The 14,998-nt window shown below is 38.0% G+C and carries 16 protein-coding genes; all 16 read left to right on the forward strand.

What is annotated here, in order from left to right; translation table 11 throughout:
- The first annotated feature begins 147 nt into the window (after window positions 1-147).
- Window positions 148-1,140 (forward strand): GTP 3',8-cyclase MoaA, encoded by a 993-nt coding sequence (gene moaA, locus HMPREF9074_RS07065; RefSeq protein WP_034540110.1) that lies wholly within the window; start codon window positions 148-150, stop codon window positions 1,138-1,140.
- A 154-nt stretch (window positions 1,141-1,294) separates the two neighbouring features.
- Window positions 1,295-2,458 (forward strand): porin family protein, encoded by a 1,164-nt coding sequence (locus HMPREF9074_RS07070; RefSeq protein ID WP_009389853.1) that lies wholly within the window; start codon window positions 1,295-1,297, stop codon window positions 2,456-2,458.
- A gap of 12 nt (window positions 2,459-2,470) precedes the next feature.
- Complete coding sequence (gene modA, locus HMPREF9074_RS07075; RefSeq protein WP_009389852.1) at window positions 2,471-3,232, forward strand: molybdate ABC transporter substrate-binding protein; 762 nt, start codon at window positions 2,471-2,473, stop codon at window positions 3,230-3,232.
- Window positions 3,232-3,906 (forward strand): molybdate ABC transporter permease subunit, encoded by a 675-nt coding sequence (gene modB / locus HMPREF9074_RS07080; protein ID WP_009389851.1) that lies wholly within the window; start codon window positions 3,232-3,234, stop codon window positions 3,904-3,906. The genes modA and modB overlap by 1 nt, the downstream gene beginning before the upstream one ends.
- Window positions 3,903-4,553, forward strand: a complete 651-nt coding sequence (locus tag HMPREF9074_RS07085) for an ATP-binding cassette domain-containing protein (protein WP_009389850.1) — start codon at window positions 3,903-3,905, stop codon at window positions 4,551-4,553. Before modB ends, HMPREF9074_RS07085 begins: the two co-directional genes overlap by 4 nt.
- A gap of 71 nt (window positions 4,554-4,624) precedes the next feature.
- Complete coding sequence (gene nirK, locus HMPREF9074_RS07090; RefSeq protein ID WP_009389849.1) at window positions 4,625-6,052, forward strand: copper-containing nitrite reductase; 1,428 nt, start codon at window positions 4,625-4,627, stop codon at window positions 6,050-6,052.
- A gap of 9 nt (window positions 6,053-6,061) precedes the next feature.
- Window positions 6,062-6,841, forward strand: a complete 780-nt coding sequence (locus HMPREF9074_RS07095) for a formylglycine-generating enzyme family protein (protein WP_034540111.1) — start codon at window positions 6,062-6,064, stop codon at window positions 6,839-6,841.
- 3 nt (window positions 6,842-6,844) lie between these two features.
- The gene (locus tag HMPREF9074_RS07100; RefSeq protein WP_009389847.1) at window positions 6,845-7,510 is read left to right on the forward strand and encodes a hypothetical protein; all 666 of its coding nucleotides are present in this window, start codon (window positions 6,845-6,847) and stop codon (window positions 7,508-7,510) included.
- Complete coding sequence (locus HMPREF9074_RS07105) at window positions 7,485-7,934, forward strand: hypothetical protein (protein ID WP_009389846.1); 450 nt, start codon at window positions 7,485-7,487, stop codon at window positions 7,932-7,934. The genes HMPREF9074_RS07100 and HMPREF9074_RS07105 overlap by 26 nt, the downstream gene beginning before the upstream one ends.
- Window positions 7,934-8,566 carry an SCO family protein gene (locus tag HMPREF9074_RS07110; protein WP_009389845.1) on the forward strand — a complete coding sequence of 211 codons (633 nt, stop codon included), beginning with the start codon at window positions 7,934-7,936 and terminating at the stop codon, window positions 8,564-8,566. The genes HMPREF9074_RS07105 and HMPREF9074_RS07110 overlap by 1 nt, the downstream gene beginning before the upstream one ends.
- 1 nt (window position 8,567) lies before the next feature.
- Window positions 8,568-9,752, forward strand: coding sequence for a molybdopterin molybdotransferase MoeA (gene glp, locus HMPREF9074_RS07115; RefSeq protein WP_009389844.1), 1,185 nt, complete (start codon window positions 8,568-8,570; stop codon window positions 9,750-9,752).
- Window positions 9,740-10,087 carry a winged helix-turn-helix domain-containing protein gene (locus HMPREF9074_RS07120; RefSeq protein WP_009389843.1) on the forward strand — a complete coding sequence of 116 codons (348 nt, stop codon included), beginning with the start codon at window positions 9,740-9,742 and terminating at the stop codon, window positions 10,085-10,087. The genes glp and HMPREF9074_RS07120 overlap by 13 nt, the downstream gene beginning before the upstream one ends.
- A complete protein-coding gene (locus HMPREF9074_RS07125; RefSeq protein ID WP_034540113.1) occupies window positions 10,053-10,610 on the forward strand; it encodes a molybdenum cofactor guanylyltransferase in 558 nt (185 codons plus the stop codon). The genes HMPREF9074_RS07120 and HMPREF9074_RS07125 overlap by 35 nt, the downstream gene beginning before the upstream one ends.
- A 174-nt stretch (window positions 10,611-10,784) precedes the next feature.
- Complete coding sequence (lon, locus tag HMPREF9074_RS07130; protein WP_052141374.1) at window positions 10,785-13,235, forward strand: endopeptidase La; 2,451 nt, start codon at window positions 10,785-10,787, stop codon at window positions 13,233-13,235.
- A 12-nt stretch (window positions 13,236-13,247) separates the two neighbouring features.
- Window positions 13,248-13,919: a GTP cyclohydrolase I FolE gene (gene folE / locus HMPREF9074_RS07135; protein WP_009389840.1), complete on the forward strand. Its 672-nt coding sequence runs from the start codon at window positions 13,248-13,250 to the stop codon at window positions 13,917-13,919.
- Between the two features lie 103 nt (window positions 13,920-14,022).
- Window positions 14,023-14,998 (forward strand): beta-N-acetylhexosaminidase (locus tag HMPREF9074_RS07140; RefSeq protein WP_034540117.1); only part of this gene is annotated, 976 nt, incomplete at its 3' end.

A 14,998-nucleotide genomic window follows, 5' to 3' on the forward strand; every position in this document is an offset into this window, starting at 1 on the left:
ATAATACAGAGATCAATGTACAAGAATTTGCTACGTGGTCAGCTATAGGCTCTGTAGTAATATTCTTATGCTTATTGTTCTTCTTACGTTATATACCAATGATTAAGACGGGAAAAATACTAAAAGGAGACGAAAAAGAAGAAGAGTATGAGTACTAATCTCACCGATGCATTTGGACGAAAACACACATATTTGCGGCTATCCATTACGGATAGCTGCAATTTTCGTTGTTTATACTGTATGCCAAACGAACCTTTCACTAGTAGTCCTTCTTCTAAACTAATGAATAGTGATGAAATCTTTGGTATTTCAAAAATATTTGTAGAACAATTTGGCATTAATAAAATACGTATCACCGGAGGAGAACCTCTCGTACGACAAGACTTTGATGAAATTATACAAAAGTTAGCTACCCTAAATATCTCATTAGGAGTTACTACTAATGGAGTGCTGCTCGATAGGTATTTTAACCTATTGAAAGTTCACAATGTACAACATCTAAACATCAGCATTGACTCTTTAGAGCAAGAGCGTTTTAAACAAATAACCAAACGAGACCTGCTGCCTCAAGTATGGGAAAATATAATGCGCAGTATAGATTTAGGGTTCAAGGTAAAGCTAAACGCTGTGATAATGAGGGGGATAAATGACGATGAATTACTACCATTAGTAGCCCTTTCGCATCGATACCCTATAGAGATGCGCTTTATAGAGTTTATGCCTTTTTACGGTAATACTTGGGAACGAGGAAAAGTAATTTCGGTAAATGAAATGCTCAGTACAATTGCTAAAGAATACAATTATATAAAGTTAGTAGATGAAAAACACGACACCTCTCGAAAATACCGTCTTACAGAAGATAGCAAAGGAATTTTTGGGTTTATATCGACTATGAGCAACGCATTCTGTGGTGGCTGCAATCGTATAAGGCTGACCTCTGACGGAAAGATGAAAAATTGCCTCTTTGGCGCAGAAGAGTTTGACTTGCTTAAGCTCTATCGACAAGGCAAGGACATAAGCAACCTCATAAAGGAAGGGGTATGGCGCAAACACAAAGAAAAAGGAGGTCAGTTCACCGAAATCAATACAGTGGATAGTCAAAAAATGGTAAACCGCAGTATGATAAAGATAGGTGGTTAATTTTTTTTTGTAAATATAAAAAAAGGTTGTACATTTGCCGCTTGAAAAAGAGTAATAAGGCTATCTATAAGCCTTATATTTTTAGACATCGTATAGCTTATTAAATCATAACGATTAAAACTGAAATAAAAACTAATTTTAAATATATCATTTTATGACTAAAAAATTCTTATTATTAGCAAGCGTTTTAGGAGGTTTCTATACCGCTTCTTCACAAGTTTCATTCACTAGTGGCGATGTAAAAGCGACACTTGGTACACGTTTTATGGCTGATGCTGTGTATTATGCCGATGATAAAGCTGAGATACCTTCAGGTACTAAGATTACTGAAGCCCGTGTACGTGTAGGCTTCAAAGTAGATCAATGGGATGCCTATGCCGATTTTGATTTTGCATCACCTACAGGAGCTAATCGCACACGCGACTTATGGGTGCGCTACACTTTTAAAAATGAAGAAGGAGTGTATAAAGCTTTGCGTTTTGGCTATCAGTGGGAGCCCTTCGGAATGACTACTAACACAGGACGTATGGCATATCACTTTATACAACGTCCTAATTATCATAATGCTTTAGGGGGCGGTCGACTTTTAGGACTTACTTACTATTATGCAAATCCTAAATTCTTTACTCACACAGGTATTTTTAGTGAGCGTCCTTATAATGACCAAAATAGTGGTACTTCAGGAATAGTACTCTCTGGGCGTTACATTTACAAACCTATTGCTGATGAAAACAGTACCCTTCAGATAGGAACCAGCCAGCGTTTTGCTATTATAAACACTTATAAAACAGCTTCTTATACTCTTTCGGTTTCTTCTCCTCTAGAAACCAATGTATTGCCAAGTGCTAACAAAATAGGTGCCACGATAAATATATTAGACCCTAAAAATAGTTACCGTTTTGGAGTTGAAAGTATGTATCACAACTCAGATTTCTTTATAAGAGGAGAGTATATGAAAACTTTTGTAAATAAAAAGACATCTGGAACTGCAGAGTACCAATCTGCTTATGTAGAAACAGGATATACTTTCAACGGCAATTACAAATACGACAACCAAAAAGCCGTACTAAAAGGGCTTAACAAAGCAGGAAATGTAGAAGCGGTAGCGCGCGTTAGCTGGACAGACCTATATAGTGGTATTAACACTAATGGTGTAAGCGGTGGGGTACAAATGCGCAACTATACATTAGGAGCTAACTATGTAATAAACAAATATGCCCAACTAATGCTTTCGTACACCTATACTAACCTGACAAGCAAAACAAAGAACGACAAAAATATAGGTATGCTACAAGCACGTGCTATGTTTAACTTTTAATATTATTAAACAATGAAAAGAATATCAAAAATTATTTTAACCCTCGTTTTAGCATTACTCATCAATGCTTATAGTTTCGCAGCTGATAAGATAACTGTAGCAGCAGCAGCTAACCTTCGCTATGTATTAGAAGAACTCAAACAACAATACGTAAAATCGCACAAAGATACCCAGATAGACATTGTATTTGGTGCTTCAGGAACACTAACTCAACAAATAGTAAATGGTGCTAACTTCGATTTGTTTTTAGCCGCTAACACTAAATTCCCTGAAGAAGTTATTAGCAAAGGCTTCGGGCACCGAAAATCAGTAGTGTACTGCTATGGTAAAGTAGCCCTTTGGAGTATGAATATCAATGTAAAAAAAGGTATTAAAGCTACTTTAGAAAACCCTAAAGTAAGTCGTATAGCCATTGCTAATCCTAAATTAGCCCCTTATGGTAAAAATGCTGTAGAAACCCTACAAAAATTAGGACTATATAACGGTATAGAATCTAAAATAGTATGGGGTGAAAACATCAATCAAACAGCACAATTCGTTTCTACTGGCAATGCTCAAGTTGGTTTTGTAGCCCTTTCTACTATTTTAGCACCAGAGATGAAGGGTAAACAAGGCAAGTACTACATACTCACTAATGAAGAATGTACTCCTATAGCGCAAGCTGGTGTAGTAATAAAAGATAAGAATACCGCACTTGCACAAGCCTTTTTAGACTATTTACTAAGTGAAAAAGCTAAACCTATCTGGAAAAAACACGGTTACGAACTAAAATAATGGAAGAATTTATAAAAACCTTATTATTAACGGGTAAAATGGCAGTTATTACTACTGCCATTTTATTCATTTTTAGCCTACCAGTATCATATTGGTTAGCATATAGCAAATTTAAAGGTAAAGTACTATTCGAAGCCTTATTATGTATGCCTATGGTACTCCCCCCTACCGTATTAGGTTATTATTTCTTATTACTTATTAGCCCTACACGCGGATTAGGAAAATACTTAAGTGAGACATTTGAGATACAGCTGGCTTTCACTTTTGAAGGAGTGGTAATGGCTAGTATAGTAGCTAATTTACCCTTTATGATTCAGCCCCTACAAAATGGTTTTACAGCACTACCTAAACAACTGAAAGAAGCAGCTTATACCTTAGGAAAAAGCAAATGGACAACCTTTTGGCGTGTACTTTTACCTAATATAAAACCTTCTATTATAACAGGTTTAGCACTTACTTTTGCTCATTGTATAGGCGAATTTGGTATCGTACTGATGATTGGTGGTAGCATTCCTAACGAGACAAAAGTAGCTTCAATAGAACTGTATGACCAAGTGCAAGCACTCAACTATGAGCTTGCCGACCAATACGCTCTGATATTATTTGCTATTTCATTTATACTGCTATTGGTTATTTTCAGTATTAACAAAAGACAAAATACAAATTACCTATGATTACTATAGACATTTCACATACTATTTACACTTCAGAAGGAGCTAAAGACCTATTGGTAAACAAAACTGTAAAAGAAGGTGCTTTAGTACAACTATCAGGACTTTCGGGCATAGGCAAAACGACCCTATTCCGCATTTTGGCGGGACTTATAAAACCAGATCGAGGCTTCTTTCGTGTAGGTGATAAAATATTGTTAAACACTGAAAAGAATATCAACCTACCGCCCCAACAACGCAATATAGCTCTGATGTTTCAAGAGTATGCTCTTTTTCCGAATATGACGGTCTGGGAGAATATCGCCTTTGCCCAAAAGCAAAAAGACCCTGCTTATATAAGTCTGTTGCTCGAAAACTTCAAAATGGAGCAGCTAAAAAACCGAAAAGTAACTCAACTATCAGGAGGACAACAGCAACGAGTAGCCTTAGCGCGTACTTTAGCACAAAAAGCCTCTATTACACTACTTGATGAACCTTTTTCATCAGTTGATGCTACTATGAGAGCTATTATGAAGCAAGAAGTACTCTCATTTCTGACTACAACCAAAAGTACTATATTTATTATAAGTCATCAGACTGAAGATTTTGAAAAAGAAGCTGATGACAAAATAATAATTACAAATACAAAAGACGAAGAACTAAGACATTAATTTCATTACAAGATGACCATATCTTAAAAAAAAGTGTTATATTTGCAGCCAATTAACAGTTCAACTTTTCAATGAAAAAAATTATATCTTCACTTATATGTATACCGCTACTATGGAGTTGTGGCGATGAAAATAGTACTTATACTAATACTGCTGAAATCCCTGTAGAAGGAGAAATGGTAGCACAACTCACTTCACCTCCTTTCGTACCTGCCCCTGTAGGAAATCGCAAGGCTACTAAACTAAGCGTTACCCTCGAAATCATAGAAAAAGAAGGCGAATTGGCAGATGGCACTAAATACCTTTTTTGGACGTTTGGCGGTACGGTACCTGGAAATTTTATCCGTGCTCGTGTAGGCGATGAAGTATCATTCACTCTCAAAAATCACCCTGATAACAAATTAGCACACAATATCGACCTCCACGCTGTAACGGGTACAGGAGGCGGTGCTGATGCATCGTTAGTAGCCCCAGGGCAGCAGCGTACTTTCACTTTTAAGTGTCTCAACCCAGGGTTATTCGTTTATCACTGCGCTCAAGCCCCTGTGCCTCTACATATTGCTAATGGTATGTACGGACTTATATTGGTAGAGCCCGAAGGCGGTCTGCCCCCAGTGGATATGGAATACTATGTAATGCAAGGCGATTTCTATACAGAAGGAGACTACGGAGCCCAAGGATTACAAGCCTTTAGTCAGGAGAAAGCCCTTGCCGAAAAGCCTGATTATGTGCTTTTCAATGGTAAAGTAGGTGCCCTCACAGGCGATAAAGCCCTTACGGTGAACGCTGGTGAAACAGTGCGCCTTTTTGTAGGGAATGGAGGACCTAACCTTATCTCTTCTTTCCACGTAATAGGCGAAATCTTTGACCGAGTGCAGGTAGAAGGAGGTAAGCTCGTAAATGAAAACGTACAGACAACTGTTATTCCGGCAGGTGGGGCAGCCATAGTAGAGTTTAAGGTAGAAATACCCGGTTCTTATACTTTGGTAGACCACGCTATTTTCCGCGCTTTCAATAAAGGTGCACTAGGACAGCTCATTGCTCAAGGACGTGAAAATCCAGTTATTTATGGCAAGCAAGAGCCCGTACCTTATCAAGCTAAAGTAACAAATAGTCAAGTGACCACTAACGAAGCTACCTCTATTAAAGAAACAAGTAATAAAACGCTAGCACAACAGATAGAAGATGGTAAAAAAGTGTACCAACGCACTTGTATTGCTTGTCATCAGGTGCAAGGACAAGGCTTGGAAGGGGCTTTTCCGCCTTTAGCAAAAGCCGACTACCTCAATGCCGATGTAGATAGAGCTATAGAGACCGTACTGAAAGGGCATACAGGAGGAATTACTGTAAATGGAAAACAGTACAACAGCGTAATGCCTCCACAACCGCTTACCCCAGAGCAAATAGCCGATGTACTCACCTATGTATATCACAACTGGGAAAACAACAAAACCGTAGTAAGCCCTGAAAAAGTAAAGAAAGTAAGAGACAAACGTTAATAGGGGTAAATGATGAGAAGATACTTTACCTATATAATATTTTTATGCTTTTGTGGGTTACTCTTAGGACAAACTCCTACTCCAATGGTAACGATTAAAGGAGGAAGCTATGTGCCTTTGTATGGAGTGAAAGGGGAGAATAAAGCGACAAAGCCCGTAAACGTAAAGAGCTTTCAGCTAGATATATACCCCGTAACCAATGCACAATACAAAGCTTTTTTGGAGAAGCACCCCGAGTGGCAACGCTCTCGAGTAAAGGGAATCTTTGCACAGAAGAGTTATCTTTTGCACTGGCAGAGCGACTTAGATTTTAGTCCGCTAGATGCACAAGCCCCTGTTACCCACATCTCGTGGTTTGCTGCCAAGAAATATTGTGAGTGTGAAGGGAAGCGGCTACCGACAACCGACGAGTGGGAGTATGTAGCCCAAGCCGATGCCCAAAGTATAGATGCACGCAAGAAGAAACATTACCAAGAATATATAGTGCGGAGTATGCAAACGCCGAAGACCTACCTACAGAAAGTGGGGAGCACGTCCAAGAACTATTGGGGAGTGTATGATATGCACGGCTTAGTATGGGAATGGGTGGCGGACTTCAACAGTGTGCTTCTCTCGGGCGACTCGCGCAAAGACAAGCAAGGAGATGATGCTCTTTTTTGTGGCGGGAGTGCGCTCAATGCTTCCGACCTTACTAACTATGGAGCTTTTATGCGGTATGCGCTACGAGGGAGCCTTAGAGCGAACTATACGATGCTGAATATGGGCTTCAGATGTGCAAAAAATAATTAAAAAATGAAGGTAACTACTATATTTATTTGTATTTTTGCCGTTGTAATGCTTTTGTTGTGCTTGGGCGTAGTGATTTATAGCACCTTTATAAACTATACTTTGTGGTATATTCCGGTGATATTTAGCATTCCGTTGGTAGTAGCGTTGTTATTTGTATTAGGGCACTATTTTGATTTTTCAGGAGATACGACAGATGCAGATAAAAGCAGTATTACTTATGATGATAAGGGTTTTACAATAGATATTCCGTTATTTGATGAAACCAACTTTATCGCTTGGGATAGTATAAAGAAGATAATCTATAGTGATGGTTCACTAGAGGATGAGCGTATGTTTGTTGTTTACTTGAATAGCCCCTTGGTAGCAACTCTTAAAGAACGCCCTAATTGGATAAATAAATATACCTTCAAATGGAGTAATAGCAAGCCTATTATGGAAGTAAGGATTAAAGCCTCGACAATAGGTTTTCGAGACTTTGCAAAGGAAATAAGTGAGTATTTGGATAATGTACAAATACCTAATATGGACAGAAGAAGAAATGGTGTTTTGGTAAATAGAACCGAAAAAACTACGACTCATACAAGAGAAGTAACAGAATTATGGAAAGTGAAAGAATGGAATGGGGCGCAAATAGTATATCACGATGAAAGATATTGTAACAAAATATAAAGATATTATAGAAGATTGCGAGTTGTTATTAGGCGATAATAACAACTTAAAGAATATGTCATATAACGATATAGACAAAATCTGTAATTATGTGATAGTAGATATTTATAAACAATCGGCAGAGTTAACAATTATAGCATTAGTGAATATTTATATCAAAGCTACTATTGTAGATGCTAATACAGATTATGATAGATTGAAAGAATATGTACAAGAATTTCTATACTATGATGGGACAACAAGCTCGTATAGATATATAAGAGCTAAATTGAAAGAAATAAAAGGGATTATGGAACAAGGAATTGACGATAAATACCTTTATCGTAATTATGAAGAAGTAGTAGATGTTTTGGAGGGATTTTTAGAAGATTTAGAAGCAAAATATGATAAAATGAAGATAAACCTTAGAAAAAATTACTATTAATGAAAACACTATATTTTATTTTACTGAGTTTGTTATTGCTCAATTGTAATAACCACAATAGAAATACAACTACAACTGACACAAAAGCAGTGGCAGATAGTACCGCTACAAAGACGACGGATAGTTTTTCAGATTTATCAGTATATCACTTGCCAGCGGTATGGACAACCCAAAATGGGGATAACATAGAGCTCAAAGACCTCAAAGGGAATGTATTGGTGGTGGTGATGATCTACACCTCTTGCAAGACGGCTTGTCCTATCCTTATTAAAGATATGCGCGAAATACGCAAGCGCGTAGATGAACAAGCAGGAGACAAGCGCAAACAAGTGAAATACCTTTTGGTGAGTATAGACCCCGAGACGGATACACCAGAGCACTTAAAAGCCTTTGCCAAAGAAAGGCAAATGGACGATGAGCAGTGGCTATTCCTTCGATCTAATGAAGAACAAACACGAGAGTTTGCGGCAGTACTTGCCGTGAACTACAAGCAAATATCACCAGTGGATTTCTCACATTCTAACATTATTAGTGTGTTTAACAAGAAAGGAGAATTGGTATCGCAACAAGAAGGTTTAGGCATTGACTATGACAGGACTGTGAAGGAAACCCTTAAACAATTAGCAAATTAATATGGTAAATACAAATCAAGCAAAAGACCTCATTGAGGCACATATTCAAACTACAGAGGTAGTAGAAGTACCTCTTATAGAAGCCCTCGGGGGGTATTTGGCGACACATATATTTGCTCCTATTGCAGTGCCTTCATTTTCTAATTCGGCTATGGACGGCTATGGCTTCCGCTATATGGATAGCCTCAGCACTGATACCTTTACAATAGTAGGCGAAGTACCAGCAGGTAAAACTGTAGACATTGCTTTGGGAAAAGGAGAGGCAGTGCGTATCTTCACAGGGGCGCGTGTACCCAGCAGTGTTGATACAGTGGTCATTCAAGAAAAAGTAACTCGTGAAGGCAATACAATCCATTTCGACACTACCAAAGTCAAAAAAGGAGAGAATATTCGTTTCAAAGGCGAACAGTCAAAAGAAGGCGACCTTGTATTACACGAAAATACCTTTGTAAATGCAGCTGTAGTAGGATTTCTTGCCAGCTTAGGTATTGATAAAGTAAAGATATTTGCCAAACCTACTATCGGTTTACTTTACACAGGTGATGAGTTAGTAGAGATAGGCAACCCTCTCCCTGAAGGCAAAATTTACAATGCTAATTCTTATACTCTACAAGCTGCGTTGGCTGAGATAGGACAATCACTTTCATTAGTACAACACATCGCCGACACCCAACAAGCTACTGAAGAAGCTATACGCGAAGCTCTCGAAAAAGTAGATATACTCTTACTTTCGGGAGGTATATCGGTAGGCGACTACGACTTTGTGCGCACTTCTCTTCAAAACATAGGTGTAGAAGAAGTCTTTTATAAAGTAGCTCAAAAACCTGGAAAGCCTCTTTATTTCGGTAAGTATGGACATAAGAGAATATTTGCTCTACCTGGTAATCCTGCTTCGGTATTCACTTGTTATCATATGTATGTAAAACCTTTTATTTTAGGATGTTATGGCAGAAATAACTTCCGCAAAGAGATGGACTACGCAACCCTTACACATCCTTACGACCGCAAGAAAGGAGAAGTTACACAATATTTAAAAGCCTACGTTGATAAAGCTAAAGTGATGGTGCTACATTCGCAAGAGTCGCATAAGCTCGATACCTTGCCTCTCACCAATTGCTTATTAGAGTTTCCTGCAGGCAAAACAATACTTGAAAAAGACGAAAAAGTAAAGATATGGAGACTGTAACTATCAAAGGACATATTTGGTTTCAAACTGAAACAGGACTTCGCATAGGTGAAGGAAGAGCCAAACTATTAGAGCAAATAGACCTTTCGGGGTCTATATCTGAAGCTGCCCGTCAGCTAAAAATACCCTACCGCCGTGCTTGGGGAATGGTGCGTGAAATGAACAATAACGCCAAAGAGCCTCTTGTTATCAAAGAAGTAGGAGGTAAAGATGGCGGACGCAGTATCTTAACTAAGGAAGGTAAGAAAATCGTAGCACTATTTAAGAAAGTAGATCAGTGTTTTAAAAACTTTTCAAAAGATGAAAGCTATCGTCTTAGCAGGGGGCAAGAGTAGCCGAATGGGAGAAAACAAAGCCCTTCTTACTTTTGAAGGAGAACCCCTGCTTGCACGTATAGGAAACTGTTTAGAAGATTTAGGGCACGAAGTCTATATAGCTGGAGAAAAGGCTGAATATGATGTTTTCCCCTACCCTCAGATAGCAGACATATACCCTAACAAAGGTCCTTTAGGAGGAATTTACAGTGCCTTAGTGCATCTAAAAAAAGATATATTAGTATGCCCTTGTGATATGCCTCTCTTAGATAGAAATATATTTTATTTTTTGCAATCAACTGCCGATTATAGCAAAATAAATGTACTCACTTATAATGAAAAGGTATTTCCTACTTTAGGCATTTATCCTTATGCTTATGTTGCTCAACTGCAAAACTATATAACACAAAACAAACTAAAAATGCTGACTATTCTTGAAGAATTAGGAGCAAAAAAACACTCTTATCCTATATGTAATTCCCAACAATATTTTGCCAATATCAATACTCCAGAAGATTGGACGACGCTATTAAAAAACAAATGATATATAACAATGGCACAGCTATTGCAATATATTACCCTGATTGATACACTAAGTAAATACTATTATACTATCAATCAGGGAGATAGCTTTTTATAGTCCTCACTAAACTATTAAACTATTCGTCAGTCAGGCAAAGATCTTACTGACAAAATGTCACATATCAATAATATGGAAATGAAAATAGGAAATTTTGACAGTTTTGCTACTGAGCATATAGATGAAAATGCAGAATTTATACCCCTACTAACTACCGAAGATGAGGAAGAAATAGAGCGCGAACGTGTACCCCACGTATTGCCTATCCTTCCGCTTCGCAATACAGTACTTTTTCCTGGTGTAGTAGTCCCTATTTCGGCAGGACGCGATGCCTCTATACGTCTTATCAATGAGGCTAATGAAACTACTAAAACAATAGGAGTAGTAGCACAAACTGATGAAAACACCGAAATACCCGAAGGAAAGGATGTATATCGATTAGGTACTGTAGCACGCATATTAAGGGTGCTAAAAATGCCAGACGGCAATGTAACCATCATCATACAAGGAAAAAAACGCTTTCAGATAGAGGGTATAGTAGAGGAAAAACCTTATATAAAAGCTGCTATCACAGAAGTATCAGATATAAAACCTGATACTAATGATAAAGAATTTGAAGCTACTATAGATGCCATACGCGACTTAGCTATCAAAATCATTCAGGAAAACCCTAATATACCTTCAGAAGCAGCTTTTGCTATAAGAAATATAGAAAGTACCTCTTTCTTGATAAATTTCATTGCTTCTAATATGAATGCTACAGTACTTGAGAAGCAAGCTGTTTTAGAAATAGATGAGTTAAAAGAGCGTGCGACTGCTATTTTAAAATATTTAAATATTGACTTACAGAGACTTACCTTGCGCAATGAAGTACAGTCAAAAACGAGATTTGATATTGATAAACAGCAGCGCGAGTACTTCCTACATCAGCAGATGCGCACCATACAAGAAGAATTAGGTGGTGTATCATACGAACAAGAGATAGAAGAACTCAAAAAGAAAGCTAAAGATAAGAAGTGGGACGATAAAATAAAAGAACTTTTTGAAAAAGAGCTTAGCAAGCTACAACGTACTAACCCCAACAGCCCTGACTATGGCATTCAGCGCAATTATTTAGAAGTATTGTTAGAACTGCCTTGGAATGAATATTCTAAAGATAACTTCGACCTAAAACGTGCTCAGAAGATACTAGACAAAGAACATTACGGATTAGATGAAGTAAAACGCCGTATCATAGAATATTTGGCTGTACTGAAGCTACGTAATGATATGAAATCACCTATATTATGCTTCTATGGACCTCCTGGTGTAGGGAAAACCTCTTTAGGACGCTCTATAGCCAAAGCTTTAAACAGAGAGTACGCGCGAATGTCGCTTGGAGGTTTGCACGATGAGGCTGAAATACGTGGACACCGCAAGACTTATATAGGGGCAATGCCAGGGCGTATATTACAACAACTTAAAAAAGCCAAGACCTCTAATCCTGTATTTGTTTTAGATGAGATAGATAAATTAGGCAATAGTAGCTATCAAGGTGACCCTTCAGCAGCTATGTTAGAAGTGCTCGACCCAGAACAAAACAAAGAGTTTTATGACAACTTTCTAGAGATGGGGTATGACTTATCAAAAGTGATGTTTATTGCTACTGCGAATGATCTTTCGACAATTCAGCCGGCTCTGCTCGACCGAATGGAAATCATAAATGTATCAGGTTATACTATAGAAGAGAAAACTGAAATAGCCAAACGCCACTTATTGCCTAAACAGTTAAAAGAGCATGGTATGAAAGCCACAGATATACAGCTAGGTAAGAAAGAAATAGAACGTATTGTGGAAGGCTATACACGCGAATCAGGAGTGAGAGCTTTAGAAAAAGAGCTTGCTAAAGTAGTGCGCTACGGAGCTAAAAACTTAGCTATGGAAGAAGCTTATGCCCCTAAAATCAACTTTGAAACTATAGAGAAGATATTAGGCCCTGCCCGTTTAGAACGCGACAAATACGAAGATAACGAAGTCGCAGGAGTAGTAACTGGGCTTGCATGGACAAGTGTGGGAGGTGATATATTATTTATAGAATCAGCTCTTTCAAAAGGAAAAGGAGTACTAAACATCACTGGTAATCTAGGACAAGTAATGAAAGAATCAGCTACTATAGCCCTAGAATACCTAAAATCAAACGCTGACCGCTATAATTTAGACCCTAAGCTGTTTGAGAGTTATGATGTACACATACACGTACCCGAAGGTGCCACTCCTAAAGATGGTCCTAGTGCAGGAGTAGCTATGCTCACCTCACTAATGTCGCTATTCACCCAAAAACGAGTAAAAAAGAATTTGGCAATGACAGGCGAAATTACTCTACGCGGCAAAGTGTTAGCTGTAGGTGGACTGAAAGAGAAAATATTAGCGGGGAAGCGTGCTGGTATCAAAGAGTACATACTCTGCAAAGACAATGAAAAAGATATTTTAGAGATAAAAGAAGAATATCGCAAAGGACTTATCTTCCACTATGTCACAGATATGGAAGAAGTAATACGCCTAGCTATAACTAATGAAGATGTAAAACACAAAAAAGTTTTAACCTTATAAAAAACACTAAAAATGAACAAAATACAAGAAGAAGATATTATAGGCAACAACCATGTAGCTACTTCTGCAGTTACTCCTCTTAGAGCTGATGCCTTTGAAATGAGCGAAGCTGAAAAAATAGCAGATATTGAAACTCATATGCGTGCTATACTACACACACTAGGAATGGACTTGACAGATGATAGTCTGAAAGGTACTCCTAAACGAGTAGCTAAAATGTTTGTAAAGGAAATTTTCGGAGGCTTATTGCCAGAACGCAAACCTTCAATGTCTACTTTCGACAATTCGTATCATTATGGAGAGATGCTTGTAGAGAAAAACATAGTAGTTTACTCTACTTGCGAACACCATCTATTGCCTATAGTAGGACGTGCGCATGTGGGATATATCTCAAACGGAAAAGTATTAGGGCTCTCAAAAATGAATAGAATAGTAGAGTACTATGCTAAACGTCCTCAGGTACAAGAACGCTTAACCCTACAAATAGTGCAAGAGATGCAACGTGCCTTAGGTACTGAAGATGTAGCGTGCATTATAGATGCTAAGCACTTATGTGTGAACTCGCGAGGGATAGAAGATATAGACAGCAGTACCGTAACAGCAGAGTTTGGTGGCAAGTTTAAAGACCCTGAAGTCAGAAAAGAATTTCTAGAATATATAAAGTTAGAGACCAGATTTCACTAAAAAAAAGACATCTGAGGGGAGGGAGGAAAAATATTTTTTCTTTATTATTATGTATTTCAAAAAAACATCGTATATTTGCCTCACTAATTTAAAATTTTAAAAGATGAGGATAAAATTTACTTCAGCAATTTTATTAGTAGCGTTGATGTTTTCTTGTAAGTCCGCTACTACCCATCAGGAGGCAGATACAACCGCTACAGCCAATTATGAGGTTATTCCTGCCCCTCAGATGATATCTAAACCTTCAATGAATGCTAATAAGCCCTTTGTGCTTACTGCAAATACGAAAATCACCTATCCTAAAGGAGATGTTGATTTAGAGCGATATGCAGGCTTCTTGAAAGAGTATATTCAAAAGCAATCAGGTATTGCTCTCAACATTGCTCTCGATGAGGGAAAACCTTCTAATAACATTGTTCTCCTCCAAAACTACAATAATGAAAACAAAGAAGGTTACCAAGTTAGTATTGATGCTGATCATATCACCATCAATGGAGCTTCTAAAGCAGGTACTTTCTACGGTATACAGTTTCTCAGAAAATCTATTCCTGTCCTAAAAACTAAAAAAATTATCTTCCCTGCTCAGCAAATCACTGATCAGCCTTACTTCGCCTATCGTGGAGGACATTTAGACAGTGCACGCCACTTCTTTACTGCTGACTCTATTCGTATCTTTATTGATATGCTTGCCCTTCATAATATGAACCGTTTCCATTGGCACCTTACTGATGACCAAGGTTGGCGATTTGAATCTAAGAAATATCCTGAACTTACTGTTATAGGTAGCACCCGTAGCCAAACAATGGTAGGAAAACAATGGACTACCTTTGATGGCAAACCTCACGGAGGGTTCTACACACAACAAGAAATGAAGGATATTGTAAAATATGCCGCTGACCGTAATATTACTATTATCCCTGAAATTGACTTACCAGGACATATGGTAGCTGTCTTAGCTACTTATCCGCAGTTAGGCTGTACAGGAGGGCCTTATAAGGTACGTGAAACTTGGGGAATAGCTGATGATGTACTTTGTGCTGGCAACCAAGAAACATATAATTTCATAAAGAATATATTAG

The sequence above is a fragment of the Capnocytophaga sp. oral taxon 329 str. F0087 genome (assembly GCF_000213295.2).
GTDB lineage: Bacteria > Bacteroidota > Bacteroidia > Flavobacteriales > Flavobacteriaceae > Capnocytophaga > Capnocytophaga leadbetteri_A.

Bases quoted from the DNA above. Each gene is read 5' to 3' on its own strand.
- moaA (WP_034540110.1), top strand. From the start codon at position 148: ATGAGTACTAATCTCACCGATGCATTTGGACGAAAACACACATATTTG.
- HMPREF9074_RS07070 (WP_009389853.1), top strand. From the start codon at position 1,295: ATGACTAAAAAATTCTTATTATTAGCAAGCGTTTTAGGAGGTTTCTAT.
- modA (WP_009389852.1), top strand. From the start codon at position 2,471: ATGAAAAGAATATCAAAAATTATTTTAACCCTCGTTTTAGCATTACTC.
- modB (WP_009389851.1), top strand. From the start codon at position 3,232: ATGGAAGAATTTATAAAAACCTTATTATTAACGGGTAAAATGGCAGTT.
- HMPREF9074_RS07085 (WP_009389850.1), top strand. From the start codon at position 3,903: ATGATTACTATAGACATTTCACATACTATTTACACTTCAGAAGGAGCT.
- nirK (WP_009389849.1), top strand. From the start codon at position 4,625: ATGAAAAAAATTATATCTTCACTTATATGTATACCGCTACTATGGAGT.
- HMPREF9074_RS07095 (WP_034540111.1), top strand. From the start codon at position 6,062: ATGATGAGAAGATACTTTACCTATATAATATTTTTATGCTTTTGTGGG.
- HMPREF9074_RS07100 (WP_009389847.1), top strand. From the start codon at position 6,845: ATGAAGGTAACTACTATATTTATTTGTATTTTTGCCGTTGTAATGCTT.
- HMPREF9074_RS07105 (WP_009389846.1), top strand. From the start codon at position 7,485: ATGAAAGATATTGTAACAAAATATAAAGATATTATAGAAGATTGCGAG.
- HMPREF9074_RS07110 (WP_009389845.1), top strand. From the start codon at position 7,934: ATGAAAACACTATATTTTATTTTACTGAGTTTGTTATTGCTCAATTGT.
- glp (WP_009389844.1), top strand. From the start codon at position 8,568: ATGGTAAATACAAATCAAGCAAAAGACCTCATTGAGGCACATATTCAA.
- HMPREF9074_RS07120 (WP_009389843.1), top strand. From the start codon at position 9,740: ATGGAGACTGTAACTATCAAAGGACATATTTGGTTTCAAACTGAAACA.
- HMPREF9074_RS07125 (WP_034540113.1), top strand. From the start codon at position 10,053: ATGAAAGCTATCGTCTTAGCAGGGGGCAAGAGTAGCCGAATGGGAGAA.
- lon (WP_052141374.1), top strand. From the start codon at position 10,785: ATGAAAATAGGAAATTTTGACAGTTTTGCTACTGAGCATATAGATGAA.
- folE (WP_009389840.1), top strand. From the start codon at position 13,248: ATGAACAAAATACAAGAAGAAGATATTATAGGCAACAACCATGTAGCT.